Below are 14,967 nucleotides of genomic sequence, written 5' to 3'. Positions count from 1 at the left end.
AGGTCTGACGCCTTCAAAATCAGCTCGGCGTGCCGTCTATTTTCACTTTAGGTATCGCTTCAAAAAAATCCGTGCCGGCGGCAACAATACAGCTAATGCCGTTGGCTTGGGTCAGCAGAACGGTATAGGTTCCCGTTTCCTTCGAGGACCAGACCTCCATGACCGATTGCGCTCCGCGCGACTTTTGCAGGCCTCCAAAGGTCAATTCTTCAGAGTAGCTATTCTGCAATTTGGCAATGACATCATCACGTTGCGCACAGCTTTGGGCAAAAGCGGGCGGTGCAGTGGCAGCCATTCCAAAGGTCAGGGATATTGCGAACAAACGCTTGAACATGACAAGCTCCTTTCGATACGAGTTCCGTTTCGTTTCGAGAGGGGCACACTGGGAGGAGTATGCACCCCCCTCAGTCCTTAATGTCGGGATCGCTACACACCATTTCAAAGCACGAATGCTCAAGAAAACGTTGGCAGCCGGTGATCCTGACAGATACATCTTAGCACAAAAATCCGAATTCAATGTGTCCCACTTCACAAGGCATGGCATAATGGCAACACAACCCAGAGCATGGCAGAGAATGCTGTCGGGCCGCAGGCTGGATCTGCTGGATCCGACGCCCGTGGATATCGAGATAGAAGATATCGCCCACGGTCTGGCGTTTGTCGCACGTTGGAACGGGCAAACTGCGGGTGATTTCGCCTATTCCGTGGCCGAGCACTCCCTTCTGGTGGAAGAGCTTTTTGGCCGCATAGCCCCCAAAGCACCGATAAAATGGCGGCTGGCGGCTTTGTTACATGATGCGCCGGAATATGTGATCGGAGACATGATTTCACCCGTCAAATCTGCCGTCGGCCCCGATTACGGTGCGCTGGATGATCGTCTGGCTGCAGCGATCCATATTCGGTTCGGCCTGCCCGCAGCGGTGCCTAAAACCGTTAAGCGGCAAATCAAGAAGGCCGACAAGATCAGCGCCTGGATGGAGGCCACCCAGATCGCGGGCTTTTCTGAGGCCGAGGCGACGAAGTTCTTTGGTAGACCGGATAAGGCGGTGATGGAGGGGTTGGAGATCAGGCTGAGGCCAGCGGTTGAAGTGCGGCAGGCGTATACCGAGCGGCATGAACTGTTGCTGTCGCTACTCTAATTCTCAACTATCCAACCACGACTTAATTCGCTGTGATTTTGTCAAAAAGCACAGAACTGCGAGGTTTCCAGTCTGGCGTCATCGCCACATTTCCTAGAAGCATGCCTGCATCAAGGCTAAGTAGCGCTTCCTCATTAATCGGATTCCCACTGTTCCGTTCAATGCTGGTTCGAACAACCATTGCACGATACTTGCAGCCGTCGATGGAAACTCGGACTTTCTTCATTGGCTTTACAACATACCAACCCTGATCAATTTCTCTTCCATTCACAAAGATCGAGATTGGAAATTTGTATGTTTTTCGCGTCTTATTCAAATCCGCTAGCTTGGCTTCTTCACTGATTTTGATTTGCACACGACTTGAGTTTGATCTCCTATCAACAGCAATTACGCCGTTCCAATAAGTCGTCTCCACTCTTTCAATTGAGCCATCACGCTGCATCCTGCGCTGTTCTACGACAGTACCGTCCTCGGCAACGATATTTGTGATCTCGAAAAGCGGGATATTCCTAGTCAATGAAAAGGAGTTACCTTTCGTTAAATCCACACAGTTTGCTAGAGCTTTATTAGTCGTTAAGCACAAGAAAATGAACAGAAAAGTGAACGAGCGCTTCATTCCAAATACTATACTCCAATCGAGACAATCAACGCGGACTGCGCTTCGCCAAAATCCGCTGCAACGTTCGGCGGTGCATGTTCAGGCGGCGCGCCGTCTCGGAGACATTCCGATCACACAGCTCATAAACCCGCTGGATATGTTCCCAGCGCACGCGGTCCGCGCTCATGGGGTTTTCCGGCGGTGGGGGCAGTTCGTCACCCTTGGCCAGCAACGCGTTGGTGATGTCGGTGGCGTCGGCGGGTTTCGACAGGTAATCGGTCGCCCCGATCTTTACCGCTGCAACGGCGGTGGCAATCGCACCGTAGCCGGTCAGAACCACCACACGACTGTCAGGGCGCTTTTCCCGCAGCACCTCGACGACATCCAGTCCGTTGCCATCTTCAAGCCGAAGGTCAACCACCGCATAGGCAGGCGGGCGCGCGGTTGCGATTGCGCGGCCTGCAGCGACAGAACCGGCGGTCTCAATCTCGAACCCGCGCTTTTCCATGGCCTTTGCCAGACGTCTCAGAAACGGCTCGTCATCGTCCACCAGAAGCAGGGATTTGTCGGGGCCGATTTCCAGCTGAGAAGTGTCTGCCATATGTGGGTCTTTCCATTCTGTCTTGCCGTTGGCTTGCTAAGAAGTATTAGCAGCGCCGCAACAAAGGTCAAATTACCTGTTTCTGTTACATCTTATCCAGGAAGCAACCGACCTTATCCGCCATCTGTTCAGCGGTATCATCACGATTGAAGAACTCGATAAAGCCGTCCTCGGGCGTGACCAGATAGGTAAAGGTCGAGTGATCGACCAGATAATACTCGTCGCTCTTGTCCTGCGCCTTATAATAGGTCTTGTAGGCCCGGCTGGCGGCTTTGACCTGCTCAGGCGACCCGGTCAGGGCAATGGTCTTGCCGCCAAGGTTGAAGGCATAATCCCCGACGACCTCGGGCGTGTCGCGTTCCGGGTCGATCGAGATGAACAGTGGTGTGACGGATTGCCCGCGCTCGGCGAGGATATCGATGGCATCCGCGTTTCGCGACATGTCAAACGGGCAGACATCGGGGCAGAAGGTGTAGCCAAAGTAGACAAGGGTCGGCTCGGTGATCACATCCTTGTCCGTAACGGTTTCGCCCTTGGCGTTGATCAATTCGAAAGGTCCGCCAATCGCTGCGGTACCGCCTGCGATCTGGCTTGACCGGCACTGCGCGAACTTGTCATCGGAACCCGCTCCACGCGTGAGCAGCCACATGGCACCCAGACCGACGGCCAGAACAACAGTTGCGAGTATGGCGTATATGCGGACCATGATTAAAATCCTGTCACAGGGTGTTGTTGATCGTTTCGACCGGGACACCTATCAAGATGATCAGCCGACGCAATAGGACATAATTGACCGATGAAGAATTCCAATATCAGCCTTTGGCGCGGACAGGAGAGAAGCAGCTGGATCAGGCTGCGGACCCTTATTCTGCTGCGCTGGGTGGCGATCATCGGTCAGATTACGGCGATCACGGTCGCCCAGCAGACCTATCACGTTCAGCTCGAACTGGGCCTGTGTTATATGGCCATTGGGGTTTCGGTTCTGGGGAATCTGACCGCCATTTTGCTGTTTCCACAGAACAAACGTCTGTCAGAGTTCGAGAACTTTCTGATGGTTTTGTTCGACCTGCTGCAACTGGCATTCCTGTTGTATCTCACCGGTGGTTTGAACAACCCCTTTGCCCTGCTTCTTGTCGGTCCGGTCACAATTTCCGCAAACGTCATGAGCACGCGCTCTACCATGATTGTTGGTGGCGTTGCCGTTGTACTGACCACGTTGCTGGCGCAGTTTCATCTGCCGTTGCACACGGATTTGGGTCTTGTTCTGGATATTCCGGATATCCTTCTGTTCGGAAACTGGGCCGCTATCGTCATCGCGATCGTGTTCCTGGGCGCTTATTCGCATCGTGTCAGCTCCGAAGTTCAGTCCATGTCCGAGGCATTGGCTGCGACTCATATGGCACTGGCACGTGAACAGAAGCTGACCGATCTGGGTGGCGTTGTCGCCGCCGCTGCCCATGAGCTGGGGACGCCCCTTGCGACGATCAAATTGACCAGTTCCGAACTGATCGAAGAATTGGATGACCGCCCCGATCTTAAGGAAGATGCAGCGCTTATTCGGGAACAGGCCAATCGCTGCAGGGATATCCTGAGGGATATGGGGCGCGCGGGTAAAGATGACCTGCATCTGCGTCAGGCTCCGCTATCGGCGGTGATCCACGAAGCCGCCGAGCCACATATCCATCGTGGCAAACATGTGCATTTCGAAGAGGGCCCGGGTCAGGGTGGCGATGTGCAACAACCTTCGATCCTGCGCAAACCCGAGATCATCCACGGCCTGCGCAACCTGATCCAGAACGGCGTGGATTTCGCCCGCGCCAATGTCTGGGTTGATGCGGAATGGACCGATAGCTGGATCACCGTCAGCATCATGGATGACGGACGCGGATACCCTTCGCAAATGATTGGACGGATCGGTGATCCGTTCATGCGACGTCGACGCGCCGAGAACGATCAACGCACACGGCCTGAATACGAGGGTATGGGTTTGGGGCTGTTTATCGCAAAAACTCTGTTGGAACGGAGTGGTGCCGAGCTCAAATTCGCAAATGGTTCGGACCCCTATCAAACCTTGACGGATCAACCCGATCGCAGGGGGGCAATCGTCAAAGTGATCTGGCCGCGAAACCTGATCGACGCCCAAACTGGTGATACCCCGGTCCCGTCCGGTGTAAACCAGCAGATCAAGATCTGAATTAAGACACCGTTAACCATTGTAAATCATAGTCACGTCCAGTTTTTCAGGGCGGGACGATATATGGCGGATTGGATCATTCTGGCTGCGATTAGCCTGGTCTCGTCCAGCCTTGCGGTTCAGTGGCTATTGCCGCGCCGACCACGGCACGGGGATAGTTTTGGCCTTTCATCTCCACAATCCCTGTACGATGCGGTGTTCCTTTTCGACGGAAACCGGCTGATCAGTCACTCGGACATCGCTTTGTCGGGGTATGAAACTGTTAACGACTGGAATGATCTGAGACGATTGCTGCAGCGCGATTTTCCAGCCTTTCCCGAGACGCCCGAAGTCGTTCGTGATCAGGGCAACCTTGTTGTCGCGGCCATCGACTGCACAGTCGAACGAGAAGTTCTGTGTGAGTGGATTGATGGCATCATCCGGGTCCAGTTACGAGATCTGACAGGTAGCCCCAATCAGGCACGCCGCGATCCCAATGACCCTGTACGTCTGGCGATGGACAAAGCGCCCTATCCCGTCTGGCTTTTGGATCACTCTGACAAGGTCAGGTGGTGCAATGCAGCTTATGTTTCTCTGGTGCGAAAGGCCCGTGGTCAGGACGCGGACCTGACAGATCCACTGTTTCCCGCACAAAAGGATGAAGCTCATCTTGGCAAAAAAACCCGGGCAGCAATTGACGTTGAGGGTAGCAACAACAAGCTTTGGTTTGATCTGACGCGAACGGATCGCGAAGAAGGTCAACTGGGCTATGCAGTCGACATCAATGCGATTGTCGAAGCTGAAACAACCCAGCGTAAATTCGTCCAGACGATGACCAAGACCTTTGCGCAACTATCCATCGGTCTGGCGATTTTCGATCGCAATCGTCAGCTTGCACTGTTCAATCCGGCACTGATCGATCTGACCACCCTGCCCCCGGATTTCCTGAGTTGTCGCCCCAGCCTGTCGAGCTTTTTTGACCGTCTGCGGGATCAACATATGATGCCGGAGCCTAAGAACTACCGCAGCTGGCGCAGCCAGATGAACGATCTGCTCGAGGCTGCCGAAGATGGAAACTATCAGGAAACCTGGTCGTTGCCTTCCGGTTCTGTTTACTCTGTCAGTGGACGTCCGCACCCCGATGGTGCCGTGGCATTTCTATTTGAGGATATTACGGCCGAAATAACCCTGACACGCCGGTTTCGTTCAGAAATGGACCTGATGCAGTCCATTCTGGACAAGCTGGCAGACGCCATTGCAGTTTTTGCCGATGACGGAACGCTCGCCTGCACCAACTACGCCTATCAGCTAATGTGGGGCGATGATCATGAGACGGGTTTTGAACCCGCGAGCGTGCTCGAGGTCACCCGACAGTGGCAGGAACAGTGCGCTGCGACTCCGGTCCTTGGCGAAATTCGCGATTTCGTCGAAATGCGTGAAAATCGGGCTGAATGGTCCGCTGATATGCGTATGCGCAATGGCACTATGATTGCCTGTACCATCAGCCCGATGCAAAACGGTGCAACCATCGTGCGCTTTGCCGTTGATCCCAAAGTGACCAAGGCTTCCGAATTGCGGCAAATCTCAGCCTGAACCGGGTTGCAGCGGCCAAGTCGCGGGTCCATTGTGGCGCCATGAATTCGCCGCTCTCAATTGATCTTCATTCACCCGAAGAAACCGCTGAACTGGCCACACGTTTGGGTGCCGGGCTGCTGCCCGGTGACATTCTGTTGCTGGACGGCACAATTGGCAGCGGCAAAACACATTTCGCCCGCAGCCTGATCCAGTCGGTGATGCAGGAACCCGAAGATGTCCCCTCGCCGACCTTCACCCTGGTACAGGTCTATGACACGGATAAAGGTGAAGTCTGGCATTCCGATCTCTACCGGCTTTCCGACGTTGAAGAGATTGAAGAGCTTGGCCTGACCGAAGCCTTCGACACCGCGATCTGCCTGATCGAATGGCCTGACAAACTGGGATCGCTGACGCCAGCCTCTGCCCTGATGCTGAGCTTCAAAACAGATGATGACGAGGAAGAATTGCGCACCATGACAATCACATGGTCTGACCCGAAATGGGTTTCAAAGCTGGAGAGCCTTAGATGACAAACCGGGCAGTTCTGGCCGAAGCCCTGATCGCGCAAACGCCTTGGGTGGGCTCTACCCACGCACCGTTGGCCGGCGATGCGTCGAACCGTCGGTACGAGCGGCTGACCGACCCTGAGACCGGCCGCACCGCTGTGTTGATGGATGCGCCACCTGAAAAGGGCGAGGACGTCAAAGCCTTTGTGCGTGTTGCGGAATATCTGCGCTCCATTGGCCTCAACGCACCTGAAATCTACGCAGAAGATGCGCATTACGGCTTTCTGTTGCTCGAAGATTTGGGGGATGATCTGTTTGCGCGGGTTCTGCAAACAGAACCAAAGCTGGAACGTACGCTGTATGAGGCAGCTACAGATGTTCTGGTACACCTGCACGAGGCTCCGGTACTGTCTTTGGACAGTTATGACCCTTCCCTGATGACAGAGTATTCATCGCTTGCCTTCACCAAATACGCACAAGGCATCCTTGGAAAACATGATGGTGACGCGCGCAGTCGATTTGAGCACCGCTTTGCCGACATCCTGCATCAGGAAACCTCCGGAACACGCGTCGTTGTTCTGCGCGACTACCATGCCGAGAACCTGATCTGGTTGCCGAATCGCGACGGAATCCAGCGCGTCGGCCTGCTGGATTTTCAAAGCGCAATGCTGTGTCATCCGGCCTATGATCTGATGTCTTTGCTTCAGGATGTGCGCCGCACTGTTCCGGCTGGGATAGAAATGCGCATGATCGACCGCTACATCGCCGCAAGCGGTGTAGATGGGCACGATTTCCGCACCGCATACAGTGTTCTTGGAGCGCAGCGAAACCTACGCATTCTCGGTGGCTTTGCGCGTCTGGCAACGGACTACGGGAAACCGCAATACATCGACCTGATTCCTGCTGTATGGGCACATCTGATGCGCGATCTTGAACATCCGGCGCTGATTGCGATCGCAGATCTGGTGCGTAGCGCACTACCAGAACCCACACCGGAAAATCTGGACAGGCTGAGGCCGCAATGACCCAAAGCCCCCAATCCATAATGATGTTTGCTGCCGGGTTTGGCACTCGCATGGGTGCGTTGACCCGCGACAGGCCGAAGCCCCTGATCGAGGTTGCAGGCAAACCCCTGATCGACCATGCGCTTGATCTTGTGGACGAACTGCGCCCGATTAAGGTGGTCGCAAACGCCCATTATCGCGCTGATCAACTTGAGGCACATCTGGCGCCAAAAGACGTTGTTCTGTCACGTGAAGAACCGGATATTCTGGAAACCGGTGGCGGATTGCGCGCCGCGCTTCCGCTACTGGGCACCAAACCTGTTTTTACCCTGAACACCGATGCCATCTGGGCCGGTCCGAACCCTCTGAGACTGCTGCGGGAAACCTGGGATCCTGATCGGATGGATGCGTTGCTCATGTGCATCCCCGTCAATCAGACCATTGGGCATTCTGGACAGGGTGATTTCACGATTGATAAGGATGGCCGGATCACCCGGGGCCCCGGTCTGATCTATGGCGGTGCTCAGATCCTGAAAACCGACGGGCTGCACGCGTTTCAGCAAAAGGCGTTTTCGCTGAACCTGCTCTGGGACCAGATGCACAACCAAAAGCGATTGTTTGCCGTTCAGTATCCCGGGCGGTGGTGCGATGTGGGCCGACCCGAAGGTATCGCAATGGCCGAAGGTCTTCTGGCGGATGTTTGAGGCCAGCACCCTGCCCCGTGTCTTTGCAGTGCCACCCGGCGCAGACTTTCCCAAGGCATTGGTTCGTGGTCTGCAATCGCGGTCCGCGCATTTTCCTCCGGAAGCACTGGCGCGCGCGCAGCTGGTCGTGAACACAAGACGCATGGCACGACGGGTGCGTGATCTGTTCGATCAGGAACCGGCTTGTCTGTTACCGAAACTCTCGCTGGTCACCGATCTGGGTGAAAGCGTCGATCTGGCACAAATACCGCCTGCTATTCCACCATTGCGCCGAAGGTTGGAATTGACCCAGCTTATTGCCAGACTTCTTGAACAACAGCCTGATCTGGCTGCGCGGTCTTCATTGTTTGACCTGTCCGACAGTCTGGCCGCCCTGATTGACGAGATGCAGGGCGAAGGCGTGTCTCCGGACGCTATCCGCCAACTGGATGTAAGCGATATGTCAGGTCACTGGGCGCGGGCTCAGGCCTTTATCGGCATCGCGGATCACTTCATCGATTCAGATGAGGACGCGCTCGACGTAAACGCGCGACAACGTCGGGTGGTGGAGAATCTGATCGCACGCTGGCAGGTAGCGCCGCCTCAGCATCCGGTCATTCTGGCAGGCTCGACCGGTTCGCGCGGGACGACTTTGATGCTGATGCAGGCCGTCGCGCGATTGCCTCAGGGGGCGCTGGTTCTGCCTGGGTATGATTTTGACCAGCCGGATCACGTCTGGCGTCGGCTGGATGACGCGCTGACATCAGAGGATCATCCGCAATACAGATTCCGTAAGCTGGTGCGCGAGCTGGATCTAGAACCGGATCAAATTCAACACTGGACGGATGAACAAGCCCCCTCACCTTCTCGTAACCAGTTGATATCTCTTGCATTACGCCCAGCGCCCATAACCGATGCCTGGATGACCGAAGGTCCCCAGCTGGCCAATCTGGACAAAGCAACCGCAGATCTGACTCTGGTCGAAGCCCAGTCGCCACGGGCTGAGGCCTTGGCCATTGCGCTGCGCCTGCGGCAAGCGGCTGAGACTGGCCAAACCGCTGCCCTGATCACGCCTGACCGAATGCTGACCCGTCAGGTCAGTGCAGCACTGGACCGTTGGAACATCCTGCCGGATGACAGTGCTGGTTTGCCACTGCAACTGTCACCTCCCGGCCGGTTCCTGCGCCATGTTGCCGGATTGTTTACGCGCCGTCTGGATGGCGAGGCATTGCTTACACTGCTTAAGCACCCCTTGTGCCATGACGGTGAGGATCGCGGAGCGCATCTGTTAAACACGCGCGATCTGGAACTGGATTTGCGCCGCCACGGACCCCCATTCCCTGACAGTGACAGCCTGGCCAAAGCCGCCATTCGCAAGGAAATCCCTGAGGACTGGGTAAACTGGGTTTCCACGCACCTCTGTGATCAGCAGATTTCGGGCGAACGCCCGCTGGTGGACTGGATCAAGCACCTGCGCAAACTGGCCGAAGCGATTTCAGCAGGAAGCTCGGGTGAAACCGGCACGCTATGGGATAAGAATGCAGGGCAGAAGGCGCTGGCAGTTCTGACCTCATTGGAAGACGAAGCCAAACATGGCGGCGCGATGACCGCTCATGATTTTGCCGATCTTTTGGGCGCATTACTTGCTGGTGAAGAAGTGCGCGACCGGGATGCACCACACCCGCGCATCATGATCTGGGGCACGCTTGAGGCGCGCGTTCAGGGAGCCGATCTTCTGATCCTAGGCGGTTTGAACGAAGGCAGCTGGCCCGAAGCGCCATCCCCGGATCCGTGGCTTAACCGGCAAATGCGTGACAAGGCGGGTCTTTTGCTGCCGGAACGGCGCATTGGGCTATCTGCGCATGATTTCCAACAAGCTGTTGGTGCGCCCGAAGTTTGGCTGACACGGGCGACCCGCTCTGATGACGCCGAAACTGTTCCATCCCGCTGGCTGAACCGCATGACCAACCTTCTGCAAGGGTTATCGGGGCAGGGCGGCCCAGAAGCCTTGGCCGGTATGAAAGCGCGAGGCCAGCAATGGCTGGACTGGTCAGAAACTCTTGAAGATGCGCCCGAGATTGTAGCTGCGCAACGCCCATCACCCCGTCCGCCGGTTGCGGCGCGCCCAAAACGGCTGACGGTGACCGAGATCAAGCGCCTGATCCGCGATCCTTACGCGATTTATGCCAAGCATGTACTGCGACTGAAGCCTCTGGATCCTCTGGTTCAGGCCCCCGATGCGTTGCTGCGTGGTATCGTGATCCACGAGATACTTGAACATTTCATTCAGGACAGCGTTCTGGATAGTGCGTTGTTGTCACGTGAGAACTTCATGAAACGCGCTGAGGCTTTGCTGGATGAACACGTAGCCTGGCCCACGGCACGCAAGTTGTGGCTGGCGCGTCTGGAACGAATTGCCGATGACTTTCTGCAGGCCGAAATCGGACGTCGTGGGGATGGTGGTCCCGTCGCCTTTGAGGCCACAATGAAGCTGGTCTTGTCACCGCTTGATTTCACCATCGCCGGGCGTGCTGACCGGATCGATCGCAATAGCCGCGGCGCGTTGCGGATCGTCGACTATAAGACCGGCATGCCACCAACTGAAAGCCAGCAGGCGAAATTCGACAAACAGCTGCTGATCGAAGCCGCCATGGCAGAGCAGGGCGGTATTGAAGGGTTTGATCCCTTACCCGTCGCTGAGGCGGTGTTTATCGGCATGGGCGGAACCTACAAAGAGGTTCGCGCACCACTAACAAAAGAACCGCCTGAAAAGGTTCTTGCAGAGTTGAAAGTGCTGATTTCCTCTTATTTAGAGCCTGATCAGGGTTTCTCATCCCGGCGGATGCTACACAAGGATACTGATATTGGCGACTATGATCATCTTGCCCGGTTTGGTGAGTGGGATCGTACCGCAGAAACGCACCCCGAGGACGTGAAATGAGCCCGCGCAACGACGCAACCGAGCGGCAGGTGCAAGCGGCGCGACCTGATGCCTCGACCTGGTTGGCTGCCAATGCCGGATCGGGCAAAACGCGCGTTTTGACCGACCGGGTCGCCCGCCTTTTGCTGGATGGGGTTCAACCACAGCACATCCTGTGTCTGACCTACACCAAGGCCGCTGCCAGCGAGATGCAGAACCGCCTGTTCAAGCGCCTTGGCGAATGGGCAATGCTGGGCGATGAACGCCTTCTGAAACAGCTGACCGACTTAGGCGTGCACGGAGTTATCACGCCCGAACGATTGGGGCAGGCGCGAACCTTGTTTGCGCGCGCGATCGAGACCCCGGGCGGTCTGAAAATTCAAACCATTCACTCTTTCTGCGCATCACTGCTTCGGCGGTTTCCTCTGGAGGCTGGCGTCAGCCCTCAATTCGCCGAGATGGAAGATCGCGCTGCATCCCTGTTGCGCGAAGAAATCGTTGAGGATTTCGCCGACGGCCCTCAGGCCGGCCTGGTCGAAGATATTGCGCGATATGTCACCGATACCGGTTTTGACAAGCTGACAGCGGCGATCACGCAAAGACGTAGTCAGTTTGCTCAGCCATTGGACTGGTCCGGCCTGCAGCAACGGTTTGGCTTGCCTGAAGGTTTCGACGAAGAGACCTTACTGGGGCAGGTTTACCTTGGCGGCGAGGTCGAACTGATCCGTTCCATACTACCCGCACTGATCGAAAGCGGCGGCAATAACGCCAAGGCTGCTGCCAAGCTGTCTGGCTTTGACGAGCCGCGGCTGAGCTACCTTCCGATACTTGAGAGTGTCTTTCTGACCGGAAAGTCCGCCAAAGAACCCTTCACGGCCAAAATCAACAGTTTCCCAACCAAGGCAGTGCGCGAAGGCGTGTTGGCGGACCGGATGCCACAGCTAGAGGCCTTGATGCTACGGGTCGAGGCCGCGCGCGAACATCGCCTCGCGCTTGTCGCGGCCCGGAAAACCGCTGTGCTGCACCGCTTCGCAACCGCGTTCTTGCCGGAGTATGAACGACGCAAGCAGCTGCGGGGTTGGTTGGATTTCGACGATCTGATCTTGCGGGCGCGACAGGTTCTGAACGATCCGGCAGTGGCTGAATGGGTGCTCTATCGTCTGGATGGCGGCATCGATCATATCCTTGTGGACGAAGCTCAGGATACCAGCCCCGATCAGTGGGATGTGGTCGAAAAACTGGCACAGGAATTCACCAGCGGTGAGGGTGCGCGATCCGGCATCGAACGCACCATTTTTGTGGTCGGAGACAAGAAACAGTCGATCTATTCCTTTCAAGGTGCTGACCCACAGGCGTTTGACAGGATGCAGGCCGAGTTTGGTCGGAAACTGGAAGAATCAGGCTCTAAACTGTGGGATTCCACGTTGGAGTATTCATTCCGCTCCTCCAGCGCGATCCTTGGTCTGGTCGACATTCTGTTCGAAAATCAATCTGAGGCAGGGTTTCACAAGGACTCGTTGCACCGCGCCTTCAAAGCAGACTTGCCGGGCCGGGTGGACCTGTGGCCCGTGGTTGAAAAGGTCGACGAAGAAGAAGAGGGTGACTGGACCGATCCTGTCGACCGACCCGGTGCCAGGCATCACACGGTCATTCTGGCCGAACAAGTAGCCAGCTCGATCAAATCAATGATCGAGCGCGGTGAAACAATCCCCGAGGACGGAGAGAAGCCGGGCACCTTTGTTCGCCGCCGGGTTCAGCCAGGTGATTTCCTGATCCTTGTTCAGCGACGATCAGATCTGTTTGCCGAGATCATTCGAGCCTGCAAAGCAGCAGGACTACCGATTGCCGGAGCGGACCGGCTGAAGGTCGGGGCAGAGTTGGCGGTTAAAGACCTTGCCGCCTTGCTTAACTTTCTGGCAACACCGGAAGACAGCCTCTCGCTTGCAACGGTTCTCAAATCCCCGTTGTTCGGCTGGACCGAGCAGCAGCTTTTCGATCTGGCGCATCGCCGCAAAGAAACCTTTCTGTGGGCGGCTCTACGCAACCGCGGCGAAGAATTCCCCGAAACGCTTGCGGTGCTGAACGATCTGCGGGGACAGATTGATTTCCTGCGCCCCTATGATCTGATCGAACGCATACTGACCCGCCATGATGGACGTCGCAAACTGCTGGGCCGATTGGGGGCAGAGGCTGAAGACGGCATCAACGCGCTACTGTCGCAGGCTTTGGCTTATGAACGAACGGATATTCCCAGCCTGACTGGTTTTCTGGTCTGGATGCAGACCGACGATCTCGAGATCAAACGTCAGATGAGCGGCGTTGGAAACATGATCCGGGTGATGACAGTTCATGGTTCAAAGGGTCTCGAGGCTCCGATTGTAATCTTGCCGGATACCGGCAAGAGGCAGCCGCCGCGCGATGCCGAGATCATGGTCGCCGATGGCACACCTTTGTGGAAAGTCTCTGCGGATGTTTCCCCCGCACTCATTTCCCGCGCACGCGAAGAGGCCCGCTCCCGAGAAGAAAATGAACGGCTTCGCTTGCTGTATGTTGCTCTGACACGGGCGGAAAAGTGGTTGATTGTTGCCGCCGCCGGGGATGTCGGAAAGGATGGGACCAGTTGGTATCAAATGGTCGAGGCCGCGATGGAGCGGGCAGGGGCCACGCAGCTGCCGGGGTCCGATATCCGCAGGCTTTCCCATGGTAACTGGGACGCGCCGCCCCTTGAGGAACATGCCGAGCAAGTGTCGCCTGTTGTGGAATTGCCGGTTTACTTCACCAAGCCTGCGCAGGAACCCGAAACACCTGCAGAAACCGTCAGCCCATCTGATCTGGGCGGGGCAAAAACATTGCCAGGTGACACCGGGCAGGATGAAGAGGCTGCCAAGCTGCGTGGAACGCTGCTGCACATGCTGCTTGAACACCTTCCGGCCACCGATCAACCTACGTGGCCCCAGCTTTGCGCACGGCTTCTGCCCGATATGCATGAGGCGGATAGGAGCGAGCTTTTGTCCGAAGCTACCCGGGTTCTGACCGCACCCGATCTGCAATCCGTCTTTGCCGCTGACACGCTTGCTGAAGTGCCGGTGACAGCAACTCTTGGTGATCGCCGGATGCATGGGGTGATCGACCGGCTGATCGTCACCGAATCCGAGGTTCATGTGATTGATTTCAAATCAAATGCGACCGTTCCGTCGAGTGCGGAATCCTGCCCAGAAGGTCTATTGCGTCAGATGGGTGCATATGCGCAGGCGATGGCGCAGATCTATCCCGACCGGAAAATCCGAACGGCCATTCTGTGGACCCGGACCGCCAGCCTGATGTGGCTGCCACACGATCTTGTGACAGATGCACTGGCCCGCTACCGGATATCTTGACCTCCCCCAACACGACACCTACTTTCGATTCCCAAGCGCATCCCATTCAGGAGACAGAATATGTCGACCGTAGCCGTAACTGACGACACATTTGACGCCGAAGTCAAAAACTCGGACGTCCCCGTAGTAGTAGATTTCTGGGCCGAATGGTGCGGACCCTGCAAGCAGATCGGTCCCGCACTGGAAGAGCTGGCAGCTGAGTATGGCGGCAAGGTGAAAATCGCCAAGGTCGACGTTGATAGCAACCCGAACTCTGCCGCTGCAATGGGCGTTCGTGGTATTCCGGCGCTGTTCATCTTCAAAGACGGTCAGGTCATTTCAAACCGCGCAGGTGCTGCCCCCAAAGCCGCTCTGCAAAGCTGGATCGACGAGTCGATCTGATCGGTAACGA

General features: G+C 56.3%; 13 protein-coding genes. 9 read left to right on the top strand and 4 right to left on the bottom strand.

The features are described 5' to 3' along the window. Window positions 1–19 precede the first annotated feature (19 nt). Entirely contained in the window at window positions 20–334 is a 315-nt protein-coding gene (locus GOX61_RS17630) for a hypothetical protein (RefSeq protein ID WP_155139740.1), read from the bottom strand. A gap of 211 nt (window positions 335–545) precedes the next feature. Between GOX61_RS17630 and GOX61_RS17625 the strand changes: the two genes are divergently transcribed. Beyond that, entirely contained in the window at window positions 546–1,139 is a 594-nt protein-coding gene (locus tag GOX61_RS17625) for an HD domain-containing protein (RefSeq protein WP_170335826.1), read from the top strand. A gap of 22 nt (window positions 1,140–1,161) precedes the next feature. Here the strand turns inward: GOX61_RS17625 and GOX61_RS17620 are convergent, their stop codons facing one another. The 3 genes from GOX61_RS17620 to GOX61_RS17610 all read right to left on the bottom strand — a co-directional run bounded on the left by GOX61_RS17620 (window position 1,162) and on the right by GOX61_RS17610 (window position 3,044). Next, entirely contained in the window at window positions 1,162–1,755 is a 594-nt protein-coding gene (locus tag GOX61_RS17620; RefSeq protein WP_170335824.1) for a hypothetical protein, read from the bottom strand. Window positions 1,756–1,783: 28 nt separating this feature from the next. Beyond that, on the bottom strand, window positions 1,784–2,338 hold the full coding sequence (locus tag GOX61_RS17615) for an ActR/PrrA/RegA family redox response regulator transcription factor (RefSeq protein WP_155139744.1): 555 nt from the start codon (window positions 2,336–2,338) through the stop codon (window positions 1,784–1,786). A gap of 85 nt (window positions 2,339–2,423) precedes the next feature. Further along, a complete protein-coding gene (locus GOX61_RS17610) occupies window positions 2,424–3,044 on the bottom strand; it encodes an SCO family protein (protein WP_155139746.1) in 621 nt (206 codons plus the stop codon). Between the two features lie 90 nt (window positions 3,045–3,134). Here GOX61_RS17610 and regB point away from each other — a divergent pair, with 90 nt between their 5' ends. From regB to trxA, 8 genes are all read left to right on the top strand, one after another. After that, the gene (gene regB / locus GOX61_RS17605; RefSeq protein ID WP_170335822.1) at window positions 3,135–4,532 is read left to right on the top strand and encodes a sensor histidine kinase RegB; all 1,398 of its coding nucleotides are present in this window, start codon (window positions 3,135–3,137) and stop codon (window positions 4,530–4,532) included. Window positions 4,533–4,595: 63 nt separating this feature from the next. After that, complete coding sequence (locus GOX61_RS17600; RefSeq protein ID WP_170335820.1) at window positions 4,596–6,104, top strand: PAS-domain containing protein; 1,509 nt, start codon at window positions 4,596–4,598, stop codon at window positions 6,102–6,104. A gap of 41 nt (window positions 6,105–6,145) precedes the next feature. Next, window positions 6,146–6,616, top strand: coding sequence for a tRNA (adenosine(37)-N6)-threonylcarbamoyltransferase complex ATPase subunit type 1 TsaE (gene tsaE / locus GOX61_RS17595; RefSeq protein ID WP_170335818.1), 471 nt, complete (start codon window positions 6,146–6,148; stop codon window positions 6,614–6,616). Further along, on the top strand, window positions 6,613–7,617 hold the full coding sequence (locus GOX61_RS17590) for an aminoglycoside phosphotransferase family protein (RefSeq protein ID WP_170335816.1): 1,005 nt from the start codon (window positions 6,613–6,615) through the stop codon (window positions 7,615–7,617). The genes tsaE and GOX61_RS17590 overlap by 4 nt, the downstream gene beginning before the upstream one ends. After that, complete coding sequence (locus GOX61_RS17585; RefSeq protein WP_170335813.1) at window positions 7,614–8,300, top strand: nucleotidyltransferase family protein; 687 nt, start codon at window positions 7,614–7,616, stop codon at window positions 8,298–8,300. Before GOX61_RS17590 ends, GOX61_RS17585 begins: the two co-directional genes overlap by 4 nt. Continuing rightward, on the top strand, window positions 8,293–11,220 hold the full coding sequence (gene addB, locus GOX61_RS17580) for a double-strand break repair protein AddB (protein WP_170335812.1): 2,928 nt from the start codon (window positions 8,293–8,295) through the stop codon (window positions 11,218–11,220). The genes GOX61_RS17585 and addB overlap by 8 nt, the downstream gene beginning before the upstream one ends. Continuing rightward, window positions 11,217–14,576, top strand: coding sequence for a double-strand break repair helicase AddA (gene addA / locus GOX61_RS17575; protein ID WP_170335810.1), 3,360 nt, complete (start codon window positions 11,217–11,219; stop codon window positions 14,574–14,576). Before addB ends, addA begins: the two co-directional genes overlap by 4 nt. Before the next feature lie 60 nt (window positions 14,577–14,636). Continuing rightward, on the top strand, window positions 14,637–14,957 hold the full coding sequence (gene trxA / locus GOX61_RS17570) for a thioredoxin (RefSeq protein ID WP_155139760.1): 321 nt from the start codon (window positions 14,637–14,639) through the stop codon (window positions 14,955–14,957). Window positions 14,958–14,967 lie beyond the last annotated feature (10 nt).

It is taken from the genome of Ruegeria arenilitoris, from assembly GCF_013030265.1.
GTDB classification, from domain to species: Bacteria; Pseudomonadota; Alphaproteobacteria; order Rhodobacterales; family Rhodobacteraceae; genus Ruegeria; species Ruegeria arenilitoris_E.
This window is presented reverse-complemented; position numbering and strand designations above follow the sequence as displayed.

Excerpts from the sequence above, each read along its gene's own strand:
- addB (WP_170335812.1), top strand. The coding sequence starts at position 8,293 with ATGTTTGAGGCCAGCACCCTGCCCCGTGTCTTTGCAGTGCCACCCGGC.
- GOX61_RS17585 (WP_170335813.1), top strand. The coding sequence starts at position 7,614 with ATGACCCAAAGCCCCCAATCCATAATGATGTTTGCTGCCGGGTTTGGC.
- GOX61_RS17610 (WP_155139746.1), bottom strand. The coding sequence starts at position 3,044 with ATGGTCCGCATATACGCCATACTCGCAACTGTTGTTCTGGCCGTCGGT.
- GOX61_RS17625 (WP_170335826.1), top strand. The coding sequence starts at position 546 with ATGGCAACACAACCCAGAGCATGGCAGAGAATGCTGTCGGGCCGCAGG.
- addA (WP_170335810.1), top strand. The coding sequence starts at position 11,217 with ATGAGCCCGCGCAACGACGCAACCGAGCGGCAGGTGCAAGCGGCGCGA.
- GOX61_RS17615 (WP_155139744.1), bottom strand. The coding sequence starts at position 2,338 with ATGGCAGACACTTCTCAGCTGGAAATCGGCCCCGACAAATCCCTGCTT.
- tsaE (WP_170335818.1), top strand. The coding sequence starts at position 6,146 with ATGAATTCGCCGCTCTCAATTGATCTTCATTCACCCGAAGAAACCGCT.
- regB (WP_170335822.1), top strand. The coding sequence starts at position 3,135 with ATGAAGAATTCCAATATCAGCCTTTGGCGCGGACAGGAGAGAAGCAGC.
- GOX61_RS17590 (WP_170335816.1), top strand. The coding sequence starts at position 6,613 with ATGACAAACCGGGCAGTTCTGGCCGAAGCCCTGATCGCGCAAACGCCT.
- GOX61_RS17620 (WP_170335824.1), bottom strand. The coding sequence starts at position 1,755 with ATGAAGCGCTCGTTCACTTTTCTGTTCATTTTCTTGTGCTTAACGACT.
- GOX61_RS17630 (WP_155139740.1), bottom strand. The coding sequence starts at position 334 with ATGTTCAAGCGTTTGTTCGCAATATCCCTGACCTTTGGAATGGCTGCC.
- trxA (WP_155139760.1), top strand. The coding sequence starts at position 14,637 with ATGTCGACCGTAGCCGTAACTGACGACACATTTGACGCCGAAGTCAAA.
- GOX61_RS17600 (WP_170335820.1), top strand. The coding sequence starts at position 4,596 with ATGGCGGATTGGATCATTCTGGCTGCGATTAGCCTGGTCTCGTCCAGC.